The sequence below is a fragment of the Opitutia bacterium ISCC 52 genome, assembly GCA_014529675.2.
Taxonomy (GTDB): Bacteria; Verrucomicrobiota; Verrucomicrobiia; order Opitutales; family UBA2995; genus UBA2995.
The window spans coordinates 3,034,705-3,053,320 of the sequence record CP076040.1; the positions used below are offsets into that span (position 1 = coordinate 3,034,705).

Consider the following 18,616-nt stretch of genomic DNA (forward strand, 5'->3'; position numbering starts at 1 on the left):
GGGAGCTTGGTTGGAGTCGACGCTGTCACCAGCGTCGCTACTTTTTTGTAGCCACGGTCGTGAGACCGTGGAAGTCAGCGATCAAGCCTACTTCCCAGTCGCAAACTCGCTCATCCTTTTAAAGATGATGGAAACAGATACCGCTCCGGCATCGGGATGACCAATACACTTTTCACCTAAGGTTCGGGCACGGCCATGTTGAGCAATCATGTCTTTGCTCTTTTCCATGCCTACGCGGGCTCCTTCCGCAGCTGCGGCAAGCGCTTCTGCTATGGTTCCATCTTTGGCATTGGCAGCAGCTTCCTGGGCCGGAACAAGCGCATCCACCATGGTTTTGTCACCTGGTTTTGCTTTGCCGATATTCATTACCCCTTGAGCAGAAGCTTCCAGGAATGTAGCAAGCGAGGCAGCGGCCAATCCTTCAGCTGAAGCGATGGCCATGCCTCCACTCTGAAACATCATACCAAAGACCGCACCCGAGGCACCACCCATGGTACTCATAAGCGCCATACCCGTCGTGGTGAATACCTGGCTCACCGATGTGGGCTCAAGTGCTTCCAATTGCGCTTTGGCGGCAGTGAATCCTTTGGTCATTCCAATACCATGATCTCCATCACCGAGTTGGCGATCGGCTTCACCAAGAATATCTTCATTTGCAATCACCGTATCTGCTACGGCAATAAGCATAGCTTTAACTTCTTCTGCGTTTAGCATAATTCTTTCTTAAAACTTGAGTATCATTGCGGCACTGCGAGGACGCAGTAGCCCTACCCTCTAATCAGAAATGGTAGGGCAAGAGCATCCCTACTCTGCCGTTCGTTGGTTTGGATCAATTAGAAAATGAGATTCAATAAAACTATAGCTTGGTGTATCCCAAGGATGAACAAGGCATGTCCCAGAGGGGTTTTAATTCGTCGTCCAATTTCGTAAGACTGATTGAGAGCCCGGCCATTTCCTGACAGGTCACTAAATTACCGGCGATGATGTCGTGAATTTTTACGCCACGCTCACTGAGGATCTGCTTCACTTTCTTCAGTACGATGAGGCATTCCATCAATGTGGTAGATCCAAGACTATTGACCAAGACGACAACTTCATCGCCCGATTCGAAAGAAAGATCATCACCGAAAATCAGATCCATCATTTTGACGGTCAAATCGTCGGCAGACATCATTGGCTCAACACCGACGCCCTGCTCACCATGAATACCCATACCAATTCCGATGGAATCTTCATCGAGCTCGAATGTAGGTAGCCCTGAGGCAGGAATCGAACCGGGAGCCAATGCCACACCAATAGAGCGTGTGTTATCACGAGCCTTGGTTGTAAGACGAACAAGCTCCTCGAGCGTATCAACCGCATTCGAAGCAGCACCAGCTAGCTTTACGATAGGAATGAGCCCAGCAATACCACGACGCTTTTCTTTTTCGTCGGGCGGCGCGGAAGCCACATCATCATAGATCAAAACGGTCTCAACATTGATTCCTTCTGCACGAGCCAATTGCTCGGCGATATTGAAGTTCATCACATCACCTGCGTAATTGCCGTAGAGATACATAACTCCATTGCCTTTATTTACAGCACGAGTGGCATCCAACATAATGTTGGGCGGCGGAGCAGCAAAGATATCTCCACAGGCAGCACCATCAGCAAAGTTCTTACCAACCAACCCATGATAAATGGGTTCATGGCCCGCGCCACCGGCAACGAGCAGTGTCACTTTATCGTCAGGAATGTCATTCATGGCGATTACACCAGGAGATACCAAAGAAGCATCACCGTTATAGTAATCCACCAATCCACCCAATAGCTCTGTAGCTACCGTATTGGGATCGTTTATAATTTTCTTCATAGAATGTTCCGGAAGCATCCGGTCAGAAAAGCTTAGTTATGAAATAATAGGGACCAACTTCTCTTTGCAGTATTCTCCATCGTGTAGAGTCACACCATCTGGATCTTCAATCGCGGCATCGGCTTCGTCTTCGCACATGATCCAACCTTCGAAACCTTCGTCGACCAGCCATTGAGTGATCTCAATGAAATCAATTTTACCTTCGCCCATAAGTGCCCACTCTGGATTTCCATCCCAATCTTTATAGTGAATGTGATTAATAAGCGGACGGAACTCAGCCATCTTTTCCAAGATATTCATACCCCCGTTGCGGATGTGACCCACATCAGGAGTCCAACCAGTGACGGATGCGTCCAGACCGTTTAGGATGACATCATAATCTTCAGCGGTGCGGTTGATCGACTCATGGGGAGAATTGGGGTGAAACGAACATTCCACACCTGCATCGACTGCGCGCTTAGAAACGGCATTGACGCAAGAGACCAAATTCAAGCGACGTTGCTCGAGATCGTGACGTCCGGTTGGCATTTGCACGGTGCAGAGCTTGGACCCTGGAAATTGCGTCAGGAGTTCAATACATGCATTTGCTCCCGCGACTTCCTCGACGGTTTCCTCAGGATTATTCCAGTCATGAACCAGCGCGATGCCGGACAGCTGAACATTGTTTTTATCTAAACTCTCTTTCAAGAGGCCAGGATCGGTGAGGTCGCCCATCCAGAAATGCATCGGCTCAATGCCGGTGAATCCAGATTTGTTGCACATCTCAATCATGTGACCGAGTTGATTTTCGTAAGCGGCTCCTGATTCGCGCATGAACCAGGTGTAAACTTCTGCTCCTAGGGATATATTTGCCATGGTGGTAACTATTGAATGATTAAGGGTTGAAAGTAATTATTCAGACGCGCCGTGTGCTTGTTGAACATCGATCATGGAACTTAGAATCGTGTTCCAAGTGTCCGGGTTTTCCAGCGTAGCATTCGGAAACATGCAACCATCCCAGCAGATGTGCTTGATGCCGCGGCTTTGGTAATCCTTCAGCCAGTAGCCCGAACAACGGGTGATGTCCAGTTTGCCGTTGGGATCGTCTGCGGGACAATGTTTGCCCGTCTTATCGTGCGAACCGGCGCCATGCACTTCGCCATCGTTTTGGGCGACGTGGAAATCGATGGTCCAGGGGCGTAGTTTGTCAGTCATTTGCTCGTAGGCGGCCCAGAACTCGTCTTCGGAATAGCCCTCCTTGAGCAGGGCGTGTTCCGGAGCGTTATAACCGAGGGTGTAAAGATAGGTGTGGGCAAGGTCAGCTTGAAACCCGAAAGTTTCTGGCATACCAACACCTTCAAGTAAGTCCAGCATGTCCTTCCAGGAATGCATGCCCGCCCAACAGATTTCACCCTCTGCAGCCAGCCGTTCGCCGTGGTCAGCAGCGATCTGGGAGGCCTTTTTGAAAGTGTCTACAATACGGGCGGTGCCTGCGCTCTTGTCTTCACGCCACTTTTCCACACCGAATTCAGCTGAATCGATACGAATGGCGCCATATTTGCGAACACCGTGCTCGTTAAAGACTTTAGCGACACGGCAGGCCATCTTGACGGCGCTGAGGAATTTTTCCACCTGCTCGTCGGTGCCCATAGCGGAATCACCAATGGTGCCTGGCCAAACGGGGGCCACCAAAGATCCAACATCGAATCCTTTGCTAGCGATCAGATCGGCGATCTCTTTCAATTCATTGTCACTGGCCTCTGGATTCGTGTGGGGCAGGAAGAGAAAGTAGTCGATGCCGTCGAATTTCTGACCGTTCACTTCCGCAGCAGCGGTGAGGTCGAGCATCTTTTCAAGGCTGATGGGCGGTTCCTGACCTTCGTCGGTTCCTTTGCCGACGAGACCGGGCCACATTGCGTTGTGAAGTTTAGGGTAAGAATTGCTCATAGAAGGAAAATGAGAAGGGTTAATGGATTATGCGAAACGCCGTCAGGGGCGCAGAAGATATGTAGTATTTTACTTTTCGCAGAATGGCCCAGACTAAAATGACAATTCAGGCATTTTTTTGTGATCATTTTCCGTCTGGTTGTATGTTTCCTCACAATAATCCTACTAAGGAATAGCGAATCGAAGGATCTCCTTGAAATTAATCGGGATTCCATTTTTATCGTCCATCCAAATGACCATTCCATTTACAAAGATGCACGGAGCCGGAAACGACTTTGTAGTGATAGATAATCTCGACGGACAATATGACCTGACCACCGAGCAAATCGCCTATTTATGTGACCGCCGATTTGGAGTCGGAGCGGACGGGCTTTTACTTCTCGAAAAAGGTCCCACGGAGAACCTGGATGCACAAATGCTCTATTACAACGCCGATGGATCACGCGCGGAAATGTGCGGTAATGGTGCACGCTGCTTTATCTCTTTTGCTCTCGCCCATCAATTGGGTCTGGATGGTCGCCTCAAGTTCCGCACCGACGCTGGGGATATGGAAGGCGTTGCAGAAAACGGTCATATAACCGTACAAATGACTCCTGCCTTGGACACCCAATTGAGTTTGCGAGTCAATCTGAACGATGGACCTTCTACTGTTCACTATACCGATACGGGAGTTCCACACGTCGTAAAGTTCGTCGACGACATCTCGACTGTTGATATCAAACCAGAAGGTTCCGAGCTGCGTTTCCACGATGCGTTCCAACCTCGAGGAGCGAACGTCAATTTTGCCCAGCTAGATGGGGATCAAGTTTTGGTCCGCACCTACGAACGCGGTGTTGAAGATGAAACCCTGGCCTGTGGCACCGGAGTCACAGCGGTTGCCATCCTATCTCATTTGGTTAACGGTGTAGAAAAGCCGATCAACCTTAAGGTAGCAGGTGGAGATACGCTCGGCGTGGACTTCAATGTCGACGGAGATGAGATAGACCAAGTAACCCTGACAGGGCCCGCGAAGGTTGTTTATACCGGAAGTATTGAGCTGCCGTAAGTGTTTCGCCGTTCTTCCTACAGTACACATTCGAATAATAATGGCAGAATGGGAGCTTGGCCCCGATTTATGGGCCTGGAGGCCAAGGAACATGAATGGCAGAGGAAGAGTAAGAGTGTCCTACTATCACCAAGGGTGTTCGATCATCGCATAGGTAGCTGAACACCGAACGCTGAAACCTGAACACTCCAAAATCAGAACCACTCACGGTGACCATGGGACAGTGCCATGGCGACATCACGTGGAAACAAGGGCCCTCTATATATGAAGCCGGTGTAAATCTGGACGAGTGATGCTCCAGCTGCGATTTTGTCGCCTGCCGATTTAGCATCCATGATTCCTCCTACTCCAATGATGGGTAATTTAGATTCGGTAGATCGGCTGATGTATCGAATGATGTCGGTCGACTTCTTATCCACTGGCCTTCCGCTAAGCCCGCCAGCCTGATCTACATCTGCAAATGGTCCAGGACGAGCGAGAGTTGTATTCGTTGCAATGATACCATCGTAACCTAGCGCCAACATGGTTTCTAAAATGCCATCAATCTCGCGGTAGCTCAGGTCAGGTGCGATCTTTAATAGAATCGGCAGTCGACCAACCCCCAGCCTTTCACTGCGGTCATTGTTGGCATCGGCCAAAACCTTGAGTAAAGTCGGCAAATGCTCCGATCCCTGAAGCTTTCTTAAGTCAGGAGTATTTGGACTACTTACATTGATCGTGAAATAGTCCGCATACTCGGCGAGTAAGTTAAATGATTTCAAATAATCGTCGGCCGCATCTTCAATCGAAGTCTTCTTCGACTTTCCGATATTAATACCTAAAGGGATTCTCCGCTTGAGGCCTTTGTTTTGTTTTGCCAATCGGGCGGCAACAAACTCGGCCCCTTCATTATTGAAACCCATCCGATTGATGACCGCTTCATGCTCTGGGTATCGAAAGACTCGAGGTCGAGGATTTCCAGGTTGGCGATGATAAGTGATAGTCCCGATCTCTACATGGCCAAAACCAAAGGCTGCTGCTGCAGGCCAACAGGCTGCGTTCTTATCCATTCCTGCGGCTAGACCCACACGGTTTGGAAACTCTAAACCAAACAATTTGATAGGCTCTGAATGTGGAGGTCGCAAATTGCGTGATTCCATCAAACGGCAAAACCAGGGCAACCTACCCATAAACCGCATGAAAGCTACACCTTGTTCATGTGCAGTTTCGGCATCTTGTCGAAATAATGTCGGCCGAATTACCGACTCGTAGAACTTACCCATCTAATATTGATTCATGATCATAATACTCTCAGCACTTTACCGCGGAGAATGTTTTTGCAAAATATGGAAGAAAGTTTCAAAAAAAACTTGTCTTTATTGGGGGACGAACAAATTGAAAGATACTTAATAATACAAAGGTAAAAATCCTCCACCTCATATACAACCAGATTCCACTCATCCAAAGCTCATGGCATCCAAATCCAGTAAGTTAGAATGGCTCGTCGCTTCCCTCCAAGACGATATGAACTGGTGGGTGATCGAAGTTAGTAAAGACATCCCTTGGGACCTCGACGGCCTAGGCATTATCGATCCCAAACAATGGTCCTTTTTAGTCGACCTCCTGGATCCACTCCGAGAATACGGATTAGACATTGATATAGTAGAGGATGCATTTGTTTCTTATGGAATCGATAAGGATCTCGGTGACCAAAAGATCCGCATGGTCCCAAACACTGAGTCGCTCTTTGAAACAGAAGAAATCATATTCGTACTCCCAGATGTTCTGGATGATGATGAAACCGGACCCTATGCCGATTTCCTAGACCACATCACGACTCTCCGCGTGAAGTTGCTGAACGATCTAATCGATTTTGAGCAAAGCATGTCTACCAGCGAACTGGAAGAAGACTTGCGAGACGAGTTGAACAATATGCATTTCGAAGGTAAAAACCTTCACTACTTCACCGAAATTACCTCCATCCTGGATTACACTCCCGCTGGCTACAGCCTGGACGATGATGTCGATGACGACGACGAAAAATCATCTGACAATGATGAGGAAGTGGTAGAAGACATTCCGGACCTCGAAGAAGCCAATGAAGTCATCAAAGAAGATGATACCATGAAGTGGGAAGAGGAGGAAGAGGAAGAAGACCTTGAGGAACCCACTGCTCCGCCTGATCTAGCGGAAGAGGATATGGACCCTAAGGTTTAGGCACGCAGTGCCAAAACCTGAGTGGTCGGTGATCAGTGATCTGTAGTTAGTCGTCGGTGATGGTTGCCGTGTATTCTATTGAATCCTCCTTTATTCGGTAGCCCGGGGATGCGAATGTATCGGCCCTTCGAATCATAGCACCTAGCATCCGGCCAATTTCTTCACATTTTTTAGTCAGATCTTCGGATTCATTTCGGGAAAGGTAATTGCAATCAAGGGCTTCATTGAGCCAATGTTGAGTTTCAAGTTGCTCGCCATCAGCATCCGTGAGTTTGCTAATGAAGTGCTTTGGATAAAGACGCTTCGCCCACGCTTCCGCAATTTGTGCACCGACAGATCTCGAAGACCGACGGATTTGATCTATAAGAGCGAATTTCTCCTCATAAGGAAAATTCTTTGAAAGCCGAAAGACTTCTATTGAGACCTCCCGTTGCTTTTTATAAACCTCTAAATCTCGAAAGTGCTCCACATAACTGCTCATGGTAACTTATTACTAGCAGCCAGTAACACCCTTTGTCACCAATTACTGGTCGCCAACTACTAATTACCGACACTGAATACTGGCCACCGATTACTGACCACTCTCAAAGAGCCTTCGCGATGTCCTTGGCGAAATAGGTCAGGATCATGTCAGCTCCGGCGCGTTTGATGCCGAGGAGGGACTCGTCCCGCGTCTTTTCGAGATCGAGCCAACCTAACTGGGCGGCGGCATGGATCTGTGCGTATTCTCCGGAAACCTGGTATGCTGCGATGGGAAGCTCTGTATTGTTTCGTAAATCCCGGATTATATCGAGGTAGGGTCCGGCGGGTTTGACCATCAAGATGTCTGCCCCTTCAACCACATCCAGCTGAGCTTCCATAGAAGCCTCATTCCGATTGGCGGGGTTCAGTTGATAGGTCTTCTTGTCCAAGCCAGTGGTTCCAGCAGCTTGGGCACTGCCCACCGCTTCACGGAAAGGACCATAGTAAGCCGATGCAAACTTCGCGGAGTAAGCCATGATTCCGGTTTCGGAAAATCCTGTTTCATCCAGAGCCTCACGCATAGCCCCCACTCGACCATCCATCATATCGGAAGGAGCGACCAAGTCTACCCCTGCTTCGGCTTGCTGTTGTGCCATGCGACAAAGCACCTCAACGGTGGGATCGTTAAGAATTACCTGCCCTGATTCATCTAGAAGTCCATCATGACCATGGGTCGTATAAGGATCGAGGGCTACATCCGTGATGACGATGAGCTCAGGCAGAGCTTCCTTCAGCTTCCGAACGGTACGAAGCACCAAATTGTTTTCCTGTGTAGCTTCCGTGGCCTGATCATTTTTAAAAGAGGGATCCACCTGAGGAAACAGGGCCACCGCGGGTACGCCCAACTTGAGTAATTCTTCGCACTCCCTGACCAAGTCGGACAAATTGTGACGAAACACGCCTGGCATAGATTCAACCGGCTCGGGCTCTCCTACCCCTTCTTTGACAAAAAGTGGGGCGATTAGGTCGTTCACACCCAGAGTGGTCTCCTGGATCATATTGCGGATTCCAGCAGAACGGCGTAGTCGACGAGGTCTGCGTTGCAGGTTTAATTCAAATTCGGTTTCCATTCGATCGCTAAACAATGGGATTGATTCACAGAATGCAAATCCTGATAGTGCTCCGTTTTCTAAATCGCCGCAATTGAAAATCTGCTCAGGACTCATTCCCAAGCATGGAAATATCACTTCATCTTCACGACACTATGACCCGCAGTATTCAGCCTTTAAAAGCTGAAGACGGAAAACAATTTAGATTCTATTGTTGCGGGCCTACCGTTTATGGACCGGCACATATCGGAAACTTTCGCGCGTTTCTGGTGCAAGATGTCCTCCGGAGAGCTCTCGAGGTAGCTGGATTGAACCCCTACCACGTCCGCAATCTTACCGATGTAGACGATAAGACCATTCGGACGTCCCAAGCGGAAGGAAAATCCCTGGGCGAATTTACCCGCTTCTGGACAGAAAAATTCCATGAAGACTCGGAGGCCCTCAATATTCTCCCTCCTCACAAAGAACCCAAGGCCACGGAACACATCCCACAACAGATCCTGCTTGTGGAGCGACTGGCTGCAAAGGGTCTGGCCTATGCGGCCAATGATGGCTCCGTCTACTTCAAAGTTTCAGCCTACGAACCCTATGGGAAACTGAGTCGCCTCAAAGAACGGGAGATTTCCACTCAGTCCACCACCAGTTCCGGTGAACAAAACGATGCGGACGAGTATGATCGCGAATCCGTAGCGGACTTCGCTTTGTGGAAATCTCGCAAGCCGGATGATGGTGATAATTTCTGGGAAAGCCCCTGGGGTGAAGGCCGTCCTGGCTGGCACCTCGAATGCTCGGCCATGAGTCAGGAATACCTGGGTGACAGCTTCGACCTCCACGGCGGAGGCATCGACCTTTGCTTCCCGCATCACGAAAACGAGATCGCACAAAGTGAGGGTGCAACCGGCAAACCATTCGCCCGGCACTGGTTTCACAATGCTCACCTGATGGTCGAAGGACAAAAGATGAGTAAGAGCCTTGGCAACCTTTATACCTTAGAAGACTTAAAGGACAAAGGGTTCACACCTATGGAGGTGCGTTACACACTCATTTCCGGCCATTACAAGCAGCAGTTAAATTTCACCTTTGCGTCCTTAAAGGCCGGCAGAAGCGCCATGAAGAAAATGGAGAAGGCGGTCACGAAGTATCTGGAACAGGCTGGACTGACCGAAGAAGATTTCCTCGCATTCGCTCAGGCCCCCTACCCTACAGAGTTTGGTTACTTCCAACGAGCTTGGGACGGAATCGCCAATGACCTCAATGTTTCCCAGGCTACCGGCGGCATATTTGCAGGTTTCGCCCAGTTGGAAAAAGTAAAACTCGATGCGGACTCGATTCTAAAAGAACTCAAGGCGCTAGCGAACGTGCTTTATGCCATTGGTATTCAACTTTTCCAGAAGGTTGAAGAAACTATCATTGAAATCCCGGATGAGGTACAAGTCCTGGGCCAGGAACGTTGGCAGGCCAAACAAGCCCGCGACTGGGAAAAAGCGGATGCTCTCCGCAACCAGCTTCAGGAAGCAGGATGGCAAAGCCTTGACCGGAAGGACGGCTACGATCTGACTCCCATCTATTAGAACTTATCTTGCTGACACCACGCTTTATTAGACGATGAAAGACATGTCTCCACTCGAAGAAATCCGACATTCGTCGGCTCATATACTCGCGACAGCCGTATTGCGGTTATTCCCAGAAGCCAAACTCGACATTGGCCCTCCGACGGATACCGGCTTTTATTACGATTTTGATATCGCACACAAGTTCACCGCGGATGACCTGGAAGCCATCGAGGCGGAGATGAAGAAGGTCATTAATGAGAATCAACGGTTCGAACGTTTCGAGAAGACACGGGAAGAAGCCATCGAATTGGTCAAGGAAATCGGTCAGGACGAGTACAAGTTGGGCCGCTTGGAGGATATTCCCGAAGGTGACACCATCAGCTTTTACCGAAACGGTGAGTTTGTAGACCTGTGTGCAGGCACGCATGTAAACTACAGTAAGAAGATCAAAGCGTTTAAGCTGTTGAGTGTGGCTGGTGCCTATCACCGTGGTGACGAGAACAATAAGCAACTACAACGTATCTACGGTACCGCCTTCGCTACCAAAGATGAGCTACAGCAGTATCTTGATCAGCAGGAGGAAGCCCGGAAACGTGATCACCGCAAAATCGGCAAGGACATGGAGCTTTTCCATATCGATGAGCATGTGGGACAAGGCCTCGTTCTCTGGACAGCCAAAGGTTCGATCATTCGTAACGAGCTACAGAATTTCATTTCAGAAGAACTTCGTAAACAAGGCTACGACCAGGTCTACACTCCGCACATCGGCAAGTTGGATCTCTACAAGACTTCTGGTCACTTCCCCTACTACCAGGATTCTCAGTATCCACCTGTAATCGATCGCCAGTCATTAGCTGATCTGGCGGAGGAGGACAAGACCTGCTCCGACCTTACGAACCTGCTCGAAGAAGGACAAATCGAAGGCTACTTGCTCAAGCCAATGAATTGCCCCATGCACATCAAACTCTTCGACTCGCAACATCACTCTTACCGTGACCTGCCGGTTCGCTTTGCAGAGTTTGGAACGGTTTATCGTTGGGAACAATCAGGAGAACTGAGTGGCATGACTCGCGTGCGTGGGTTCACTCAAGATGATGCCCACCTCTTTTGCACCGACGAGCAACTTCAGGATGAGATCAACGGATGCCTAGGCCTTGTGAAAACTGTGTTCAGCGTACTTGGCATAGAAGACTACCGAGTTCGAGTAAGCTTGCGTGATCCCAATTCGGACAAGTATGTCGGATCACCCGAGAACTGGGAGAAAGCAGAAGCCGCACTACGAGTCGCCGCAGAAACGTTAGGTGTCCCCTTCTCAGAAGAGGAAGGAGAAGCCGCCTTCTATGGCCCAAAGATCGACTTTGTTGTAAAAGACGTCATCGGCCGCGAATGGCAATTGGGAACCGTTCAAGTGGACTACAATCTACCTGAGCGCTTCGACCTTAGCTACATCGGCTCTGACAACAAACCACACCGACCTGTGATGGTCCACCGCGCTCCCTTCGGATCCATGGAACGTTTTTGTGGTGTATTGATTGAACACTTTGCCGGCAACTTTCCAACCTGGTTGGCTCCTGAACAGGTTCGTCTACTTCCTATCAATGATGCGGTTCTACCGTTTGCCGAAGAAGTTGCTTCAAAACTCAAGGTAGCCAAGGTCCGCGTAACGATTGATGGCGCTTCCGAAAAGCTGGGAGCCAAGATCCGCCGTGCTGAAATCGATAAGGTTCCTTTCGTCGGAGTCATCGGAGGGCGCGAAGCAGAAGAAGGCAATGTAACGGTTCGCTCGCGTGTAGCCAAGAGCAAGGAAGGCACGTACCCGGTCGCCGAATACTTGGATCTTATACTCAGCGAAATTGCGAACAAGACCCTGCCTGAGGGGTAAAGCAGAACAGGCTTCCAGCCTGCTTTTACTCCAAGTGGATTCAGTCGCGACTTCCGTCCTTCGCCGAAAGGCTATGGAGGACACGAAAGTTGCTCCTACAGAATAACTATCGAAACCTAACTGTAGGTGATGAGCAGTTCCAGTTTGGGAGCAAGCTCCCTTCCTACCTTTGGCGAGCTGGGGCTCGGGCGTTCCCTGGACACAAAAAAGCCCTGCCTCGAGAGGCAGGGCTCTTTAAATGCTTTGATATTAAGCGATCAATCAGATGGCACCTTCACCGCGCTCATCAGTGCGGATACGAACTGCCTCTTCGATTGGCAGGACGAAGATTTTTCCATCTCCGATCTTACCCGTCTTGGCTGCGTTGACGATGGTCTCGACTACCTTTTCTGCAATCTCACCGCCTACAGCGATCTCGACTTTAACTTTCGGTAGAAAGTCTACGGTATATTCACTGCCGCGATAGATCTCGGTGTGGCCTTTTTGACGACCGAAGCCTTTCACTTCGGTGACGGTCATACCTTCGATGCCGATCTCGGCAAGGGCTTCTTTAACTTCCTCCAATTTGAAGGGCTTAATGATGGCTGAAATGAGCTTCATTGTAATACCTTTATTTTAAATTATTTAGTGATTGTTTATGTGAACTAGATTCAACGACTGGCAGGGGCGAAGTCGGGATAAGCTTCCTGACCATGTTCACCAATGTCCAGACCTTCGTCTTCTTCTTCAGCAGAAACGCGGATTCCCATGGCTGCCTTCACAATCAGGCAAATAATGAAAGTTCCAACGAAAGCGAATATGGCAACCGAGAGGGTTCCAATCAACTGTGTGAAGAAACTGAGGTCTTCGTTTCCACCATTAAAGAATGGAAGTCCAACAGCCAAGGTTCCCCAGATTCCACAAATACCATGCACAGAGATGGCACCTACGGGATCGTCAATTTTGATTTTGTCGAAGAACAGAATCGAAACAACTACCAGGATACCTGCAATAAGACCAATGACAACGGAGGACCAAAGTGTTACCGAGTCGGCTCCAGCGGTGATACCAACGAGACCGGCCAAAATACCATTGAGGGCCATGGAAAGATCAGGCTTTTTAAGCAGCATCCAGGAAAAGAAGATGGAAGAGAATCCACCAGCAGCGGCTGCGAGTGCAGTTGTTACAAAGACAAAGGATACTCCTTCAGGAGCAGCACTTAAGACCGAACCACCGTTAAATCCGAACCATCCGAGGAAAAGTAAGAATACACCAATCGTAGCGAGAGGCATGCTGTGCCCCAGGATTGGACGGATGCGTCCTCCTTCCAAATATTTACCCCTACGTGGCCCTAAAACTATGACCGCGGCCAAGGCAGCAAAACCACCAAATGCATGAACAAGTGTAGAACCGGCAAAGTCATAGAAACCCATGCCGTCCAACCAGCCTGCTCCCCATTTCCAGGAACCGGATATTGGATATAAGAACAATACCAAAAGCGTTCCAACGACCATAAAACTACCGAGCTTGATACGCTCAGCAACAGCACCAGAAACGATAGTCGCAGCGGTAGCAGCAAACATGGCTTGGAAAATAAAGTCAGCCCAACCGGTCATGGCCAGTGCAGTTCCACCATAAGAAAAGTCCGTATTTCCATAGGCCTCCATGGTGAGTGGCGAACCCATTGCAAAAAAACCAGAGCCATCCCAGCCCGGATACATGGCATTGAATCCCCAAACCGCATAGGTCAAGAGACCCATACAAATAATAAAGACGTTCTTGAAGAGTATGTTGACAGTATTTTTAGACTGGGTCAGACCCGCTTCAAGAGTAGCAAATCCCAAGTGCATGATAAACACGAGGCCAGCTGCAATTAATGTCCAAAGCACACTAGTAGTGAAGAAATCAAAGGTTTCTCCATACTGCGCTTTGAGCGCCAAGTAATCTTCGTCGGGAGCAGCGGCCTCAACGGCGGCAGCAACAGCCTCTTCCTGAGCAAATCCGTGAATTGCAGGTCCGAAGACCCCCAACAACACAAGAGCGGTGAATAATAGTGATTTTTTTAACTTCATAATTAGATCGGTTAGCTATCGAGATAAGAGTGGTTATATGCCGATATTTAGCCCTCTTTAAGCAACCGGTGTGCCAATGGCTGGATGAATTTGCGGAAAACTCCATCTGCGTTCCCCTAATCCTTTATTCTTCAATCACTTAAGATTCTAAAAAAGATATAAGGTAAAAATCCCTTCCAAGCGGATAGTGAAAAAATCCCCTCTTCGAATTCAATGAATGAAGCATCCCTGTGCTAAATAGTATTCGAATTGACCGATCCCTTTTGGTCCTAGACCGGGCCCTGTACAAAAATGTACAATGCCCTTTATAAGGCGGATAACAAAAAGGCCCCACCCGTTCAAGGTGAGGCCTGATATTAGAATTTAAAATCTACTACTGCTTATCCACAACAATGGTCTGGATATGCAAGTCAAGCAGCTGACGCTCGGTGGCTGGGCCCGGACTCTGAGACATCAAACATTGTCCCTTCTGAGTCTTTGGAAAAGCTATGACATCGCGAATACTGGGCGACCCTGTGAGGAGACCTACAATACGATCAAGTCCCAAAGCAATACCACCATGCGGGGGTGCACCGTAACGAAATGCCTGTACCATATACCCAAAGCGATCTTCGATCACCTCCTTGGGTAACTTGAGGACTTCTTCGAATACTTTCTGCTGAAGTTCGGGTTGGTGAATACGAATACTTCCACCACCAAGTTCCATCCCGTTCAATACGAGGTCGTAATGCTGACCCCGAACCTTACGAGGATCTTCATCCAGGTATTTGGCATCTTCGACTACCGGTGCGGTAAATGGGTGGTGAGCTGATACAAAACGACCTTCCTCATCATCATAGACCATGAGTGGAAATTCGATTACCCAAAAGAAGTCCCACTGATCTTTGTCAATTGCGAGACGTCCACGCTTTTTCAAAAGCTCTGCCGCTTCGAGGCGAACCTTACCGAGGATAGAGCAGCTACGCTCCCACTCAGCCGCCATGAAGAAAACGATATCTCCGTCCTCAACATTGAGGCGCTCTTTGATCGCAGCCTTCTCTTCGTCACTAAAGAACTTCAAAATAGGTGACTTCCATTCTCCACTTTCACGGGCACGAATGAAAGCAAGCCCTTTGGCTCCCATCGCCACGGCCATATCGGTCAAGTATTTCAGCTCACCTTCAGTGAGGTCGGATAGCCCTTTGGCGTTAATGGCCTTTACACTACCGCCGCCTTTGATGACGGAATTGAATACCTTGAACTCCGAATTTTCGAATAAGTCATTCAGGTCGTTCAACTTCATGTCAAAGCGACGGTCAGGCCGGTCACTTCCGAAGTTATTCATGGCATCCTCATAGGGCATGCGCTCGAAAGGAGTCTGAATGTCGACATCGAGTGTTTCCTTCCAGAGGCGCTTCATCATGCCTTCGATCAGAGCATACATGTCTTCCCGATCAATGAAGGACATCTCCAGATCAACCTGAGTAAACTCGGGCTGACGATCAGCACGTCCATCTTCATCGCGAAAACAACGAGCCAATTGGAAATAACGCTCCACTCCGGCGACCATCAGCATTTGCTTGTACTGCTGAGGTGATTGAGCCAGGGCATAGAACTCACCTGGATTCACTCTACTCGGCACCAGATACTCACGCGCTCCCTCGGGAGTACTTTTAAAGAGCATGGGCGTTTCTACTTCAAGAAAGCCTTCGTCATCCAGATAGTCGCGGATGACCTTGGATGCACGGTGTCGGGTTTTCAGAGTGTTTAAATTCTTGGGGCGGCGAAGATCGAGATAGCGATAGGTAAGACGCAGGTCTTCATTCACCTTATCACCTTTTTCATCATCGATTGGAAATGGAGGCGTCTCAGACGCATTGAGAATCTCAAATTCAGCACCGTGAACTTCCACTTTACCAGTCGCCAACCGCTCGTTGACCGTTTCATCTTCCCGGTTCAAAACTTCACCGGCGACAGCGATCACACTTTCAGACTTTAGGTGATGAAGAATCTTCGAGACTTCATCATTGGTATTGGGATTGAAAACAACTTGTGTAATGCCTTCACGATCGCGCAAGTCGACGAATAATACGCCTCCTAGGTCACGAACGTTGTCAATCCAGCCAGTCAGAACTGCTTGTGTACCAACGTCAGATGTTCTGAGTTCTCCGCAATGATGCGTACGTTTCATGTGATAATCTTTCGTTTCGAATGGTTTTTCCTCAGTGGGAAAATGAAAAGCTGGCTATAAACCGATAGAAGAGACCAGAAATCAACACCAATTTTGCGCTCTCTGCAGGTAATATTATAAGTAGGTATTCTCAACAGAGGACTGTCAGCCTCGATGGCCTAGTCCATCCGACGGGTCAAAGCAGTCACATTCCCCACTTCATCTTCCACTTCCATGAGCAGACTTTGCCCAGAATCCTTGGGCGAATCCAGCTTTAGGATAAAGGTTTCCAGGCTTTCGTCCAAGATCCCGTCTTCTGGATGAATAGAATCCATATCGTTGCCATTGAGCCGATAAGTCGCCGAACGAATGAGACTCGTGCTATCAGATGCAGTTATCTCAAGGGTCACTTCATCTCCATCACGATCGTAGCTGCTTAAGAGAATAACTGGAGGTGTATTATCAATGAGAAACACTTCACTCACCTGTTCACCGGTTTTTGCTTCAGAAGCGGGATTTGAGGGGTCGTCAGTCACAGTAACTTTCAACCGGTAATAGCCGTCCGCGAATCCCTGAGTGGTATAAGACAAATAGGTTTCTTCAAGATCTTCAGCCAAGGTGACCCAGGTATCCTCTCCGAGAGCTGATAGTTTCACCGAGTAGCTGAGGTCATCCCCATTCCCGTCAATCGATCGCCACGCAACCGTTTGAGAGCCAGGCTTAGGAAACAATTTAACCTGCCGCGGTTTGTTTGCCAGTTTGGCAAATTCTGCTTCCACCCCGCTATTCAGGCTCCGGGCAAGATCTACGCTCGGATTGGTCGACTGAGTCGTAAAGGTGCGCGTTTCGTATCCTGAATCGAGAATTTTGATAGTGGTAATGAGCGGGGCCAGATTTTGGGTCCTTGAGAAAAAGCGGACCTGATGAACGGGTGGCACAGCCCCATCCCCAAAAAGTAAGCGATATTGCATGAAACGCGAAGGTGGAAGTGAATTCAGGAATACACCATTTTCTCCTGCCAGCTCGGTCCACTCAGTCCACGTGCGGTCTGGGCTTTCAAGGTTTCCTCCACGAACTTCAACTCCGATCTGCGACCCTTCGCCGGGATTGCTGTAAACCTGGAAACTTCCAAATTTCGAGACGTGGTCGAAATCTACAACCTCAGATTGAAAATAGCCTTCCGATGATTCGTTAGTATCAAGTTTCAGGATGCGTCCTGGATTGCTACAGATAAGATAGTATACTCCCTCATCTCCAGCCGGAATAACGCCTGTTATTTCACTACCCGCTTCTAGCGTGTGAAGCAGCGACCAATCGCCAGGATTTGAAACTTCGTATAAATGCCCTTTGCTGCCGGTGCCCAGAATCATATGACCATTCGGCATTTGAGCCAGTGAGTAGATTGAAATGTTATTCTCCAGCCACCAATTGGTAACGAAGCCTTCGGTGTCCATCCAATATAAGGATCCTGAATCACTTCCTCGGGCAGAAACTGTCATTGCGTAAAAAGGGGTCGGTTTCTGGTCACCGTTACTCGGTGTGTCTGTATCGGCAAAAAATGAACTACCAGAGGAATTGCTCGATTGGCTACTGGAAGAAGAGGAAGAAGTCGGCTTCTTCAAACTGGAGGAACGACCCGGCTGATTAAAGGAGCTGAAAAAGATGGTTCCGTCTTCCTGAGGAAGAATAGAGCGAACTTCCCGTTCTCCGGTAGAATAAATCACATTCCCCTCTCCCTCAGAATCAATACGATACAGGAGGCCATGCGTTGCACTTCCCGCCAACAAGTTTCCATCGGCCTCAAATGCGAGCGCCGTAATATGTGTTTCCTCAGAGTCAAAGAACACTTCTGCCTCGGGATCTTTATCTCCGGTATCGATCCGATAAATTTTACCTTTCGACCCGGTTGCAAGGTAGAGATTTCCGTCTTCGCCAAAAACCATGTCCCAAACATATTCGTCCTCAAGCTTCAGAAATATTTCTACGCCTCCATCCCGATTGACTCGGTATAAGGTTCCGTCCGGAGACACAGCCACATACAATTGGTCACGACTATCGAGAGCAATCGCCCGCGTCATGAGACGGTTAGGTTCAAAAACGGTTTCACTCTCACCTTCCGGTGTCACTTTAAAGACGGCACCTTGATTCCCCGTGCCAACGTAAAGGTTTCCCTTTGAATCGACTACCGCATCCCAGAGGATGGGAGCATCCAACTCAGCCAAGGTTTCCAAAGCTGGAGCAGCTAAAAGATATCCGTCGGTGTGCAGGGATATCTCATTCATCTCACCCTTACTGAAGTCATCAAATGATTGATGAGTCGTCTCGTGAGTTCGCGCCCCCAAGAAGGCGGTAGTAATAACAAAAACCAGTGCGGTAGAAAAAAGTCTCATA

The 18,616-nt window shown here is 48.9% G+C and carries 15 protein-coding genes; 4 read left to right on the forward strand and 11 right to left on the reverse strand.

The features are described from left to right. Positions 1-87: 87 nt before the first annotated feature. The 4 genes from dhaL to GA003_12920 form a co-directional block, all read right to left on the reverse strand. The gene (dhaL, locus tag GA003_12905; protein QXD26929.1) at positions 88-714 is read right to left on the reverse strand and encodes a dihydroxyacetone kinase subunit L; all 627 of its coding nucleotides are present in this window, start codon (positions 712-714) and stop codon (positions 88-90) included. A 142-nt stretch (positions 715-856) separates the two neighbouring features. Continuing rightward, positions 857-1,852 carry a dihydroxyacetone kinase subunit DhaK gene (locus GA003_12910; protein ID QXD26930.1) on the reverse strand — a complete coding sequence of 332 codons (996 nt, stop codon included), beginning with the start codon at positions 1,850-1,852 and terminating at the stop codon, positions 857-859. Positions 1,853-1,888: 36 nt separating this feature from the next. Further along, complete coding sequence (locus GA003_12915; GenBank protein QXD30428.1) at positions 1,889-2,665, reverse strand: sugar phosphate isomerase/epimerase; 777 nt, start codon at positions 2,663-2,665, stop codon at positions 1,889-1,891. A 78-nt stretch (positions 2,666-2,743) separates the two neighbouring features. Continuing rightward, the gene (locus tag GA003_12920) at positions 2,744-3,778 is read right to left on the reverse strand and encodes a sugar phosphate isomerase/epimerase (protein QXD26931.1); all 1,035 of its coding nucleotides are present in this window, start codon (positions 3,776-3,778) and stop codon (positions 2,744-2,746) included. Between the two features lie 232 nt (positions 3,779-4,010). Between GA003_12920 and dapF the strand changes: the two genes are divergently transcribed. After that, the gene (gene dapF / locus GA003_12925; GenBank protein ID QXD26932.1) at positions 4,011-4,823 is read left to right on the forward strand and encodes a diaminopimelate epimerase; all 813 of its coding nucleotides are present in this window, start codon (positions 4,011-4,013) and stop codon (positions 4,821-4,823) included. 194 nt (positions 4,824-5,017) lie between these two features. On the opposite strand, the gene GA003_12930 is transcribed toward dapF, so the two are convergent. Beyond that, positions 5,018-6,085 (reverse strand): quinone-dependent dihydroorotate dehydrogenase, encoded by a 1,068-nt coding sequence (locus GA003_12930; protein QXD26933.1) that lies wholly within the window; start codon positions 6,083-6,085, stop codon positions 5,018-5,020. Positions 6,086-6,272: 187 nt separating this feature from the next. Between GA003_12930 and GA003_12935 the strand changes: the two genes are divergently transcribed. Then, positions 6,273-7,019: a hypothetical protein gene (locus tag GA003_12935; GenBank protein ID QXD26934.1), complete on the forward strand. Its 747-nt coding sequence runs from the start codon at positions 6,273-6,275 to the stop codon at positions 7,017-7,019. A gap of 46 nt (positions 7,020-7,065) precedes the next feature. Here GA003_12935 and GA003_12940 read toward each other — a convergent pair whose 3' ends face one another. Then, positions 7,066-7,500: a four helix bundle protein gene (locus GA003_12940; GenBank protein ID QXD26935.1), complete on the reverse strand. Its 435-nt coding sequence runs from the start codon at positions 7,498-7,500 to the stop codon at positions 7,066-7,068. A 103-nt stretch (positions 7,501-7,603) separates the two neighbouring features. Continuing rightward, positions 7,604-8,611, reverse strand: a complete 1,008-nt coding sequence (gene hemB, locus GA003_12945; protein ID QXD30429.1) for a porphobilinogen synthase — start codon at positions 8,609-8,611, stop codon at positions 7,604-7,606. Between the two features lie 110 nt (positions 8,612-8,721). Between hemB and cysS the strand changes: the two genes are divergently transcribed. Together cysS and thrS are read left to right on the forward strand one after the other, a co-directional pair. After that, the gene (gene cysS / locus GA003_12950; GenBank protein QXD30430.1) at positions 8,722-10,161 is read left to right on the forward strand and encodes a cysteine--tRNA ligase; all 1,440 of its coding nucleotides are present in this window, start codon (positions 8,722-8,724) and stop codon (positions 10,159-10,161) included. Between the two features lie 34 nt (positions 10,162-10,195). Further along, complete coding sequence (thrS, locus tag GA003_12955) at positions 10,196-12,025, forward strand: threonine--tRNA ligase (GenBank protein QXD26936.1); 1,830 nt, start codon at positions 10,196-10,198, stop codon at positions 12,023-12,025. 261 nt (positions 12,026-12,286) lie between these two features. On the opposite strand, the gene GA003_12960 is transcribed toward thrS, so the two are convergent. The 4 genes from GA003_12960 to GA003_12975 form a co-directional block, all read right to left on the reverse strand. Further along, entirely contained in the window at positions 12,287-12,625 is a 339-nt protein-coding gene (locus GA003_12960) for a P-II family nitrogen regulator (GenBank protein QXD26937.1), read from the reverse strand. A 50-nt stretch (positions 12,626-12,675) separates the two neighbouring features. Further along, positions 12,676-14,076, reverse strand: coding sequence for an ammonium transporter (locus tag GA003_12965; GenBank protein QXD26938.1), 1,401 nt, complete (start codon positions 14,074-14,076; stop codon positions 12,676-12,678). Between the two features lie 373 nt (positions 14,077-14,449). Next, a complete protein-coding gene (gene aspS / locus GA003_12970; GenBank protein ID QXD26939.1) occupies positions 14,450-16,246 on the reverse strand; it encodes an aspartate--tRNA ligase in 1,797 nt (598 codons plus the stop codon). Between the two features lie 158 nt (positions 16,247-16,404). Beyond that, the gene (locus GA003_12975; GenBank protein QXD26940.1) at positions 16,405-18,615 is read right to left on the reverse strand and encodes a hypothetical protein; all 2,211 of its coding nucleotides are present in this window, start codon (positions 18,613-18,615) and stop codon (positions 16,405-16,407) included. Between the last annotated feature and the right edge of the window lies 1 nt (position 18,616).

What these genes read in the sequence shown, in the direction of transcription:
- GA003_12915 (QXD30428.1), bottom strand. Translation starts at nt 2,665, where the DNA reads ATGCGCGAATCAGGAGCCGCTTACGAAAATCAACTCGGTCACATGATT.
- GA003_12910 (QXD26930.1), bottom strand. Translation starts at nt 1,852, where the DNA reads ATGAAGAAAATTATAAACGATCCCAATACGGTAGCTACAGAGCTATTG.
- GA003_12930 (QXD26933.1), bottom strand. Translation starts at nt 6,085, where the DNA reads ATGGGTAAGTTCTACGAGTCGGTAATTCGGCCGACATTATTTCGACAA.
- GA003_12920 (QXD26931.1), bottom strand. Translation starts at nt 3,778, where the DNA reads ATGAGCAATTCTTACCCTAAACTTCACAACGCAATGTGGCCCGGTCTC.
- GA003_12940 (QXD26935.1), bottom strand. Translation starts at nt 7,500, where the DNA reads ATGAGCAGTTATGTGGAGCACTTTCGAGATTTAGAGGTTTATAAAAAG.
- GA003_12975 (QXD26940.1), bottom strand. Translation starts at nt 18,615, where the DNA reads ATGAGACTTTTTTCTACCGCACTGGTTTTTGTTATTACTACCGCCTTC.
- dapF (QXD26932.1), top strand. Translation starts at nt 4,011, where the DNA reads ATGACCATTCCATTTACAAAGATGCACGGAGCCGGAAACGACTTTGTA.
- GA003_12935 (QXD26934.1), top strand. Translation starts at nt 6,273, where the DNA reads ATGGCATCCAAATCCAGTAAGTTAGAATGGCTCGTCGCTTCCCTCCAA.
- hemB (QXD30429.1), bottom strand. Translation starts at nt 8,611, where the DNA reads ATGGAAACCGAATTTGAATTAAACCTGCAACGCAGACCTCGTCGACTA.
- dhaL (QXD26929.1), bottom strand. Translation starts at nt 714, where the DNA reads ATGCTAAACGCAGAAGAAGTTAAAGCTATGCTTATTGCCGTAGCAGAT.
- GA003_12960 (QXD26937.1), bottom strand. Translation starts at nt 12,625, where the DNA reads ATGAAGCTCATTTCAGCCATCATTAAGCCCTTCAAATTGGAGGAAGTT.
- thrS (QXD26936.1), top strand. Translation starts at nt 10,196, where the DNA reads ATGAAAGACATGTCTCCACTCGAAGAAATCCGACATTCGTCGGCTCAT.
- aspS (QXD26939.1), bottom strand. Translation starts at nt 16,246, where the DNA reads ATGAAACGTACGCATCATTGCGGAGAACTCAGAACATCTGACGTTGGT.
- GA003_12965 (QXD26938.1), bottom strand. Translation starts at nt 14,076, where the DNA reads ATGAAGTTAAAAAAATCACTATTATTCACCGCTCTTGTGTTGTTGGGG.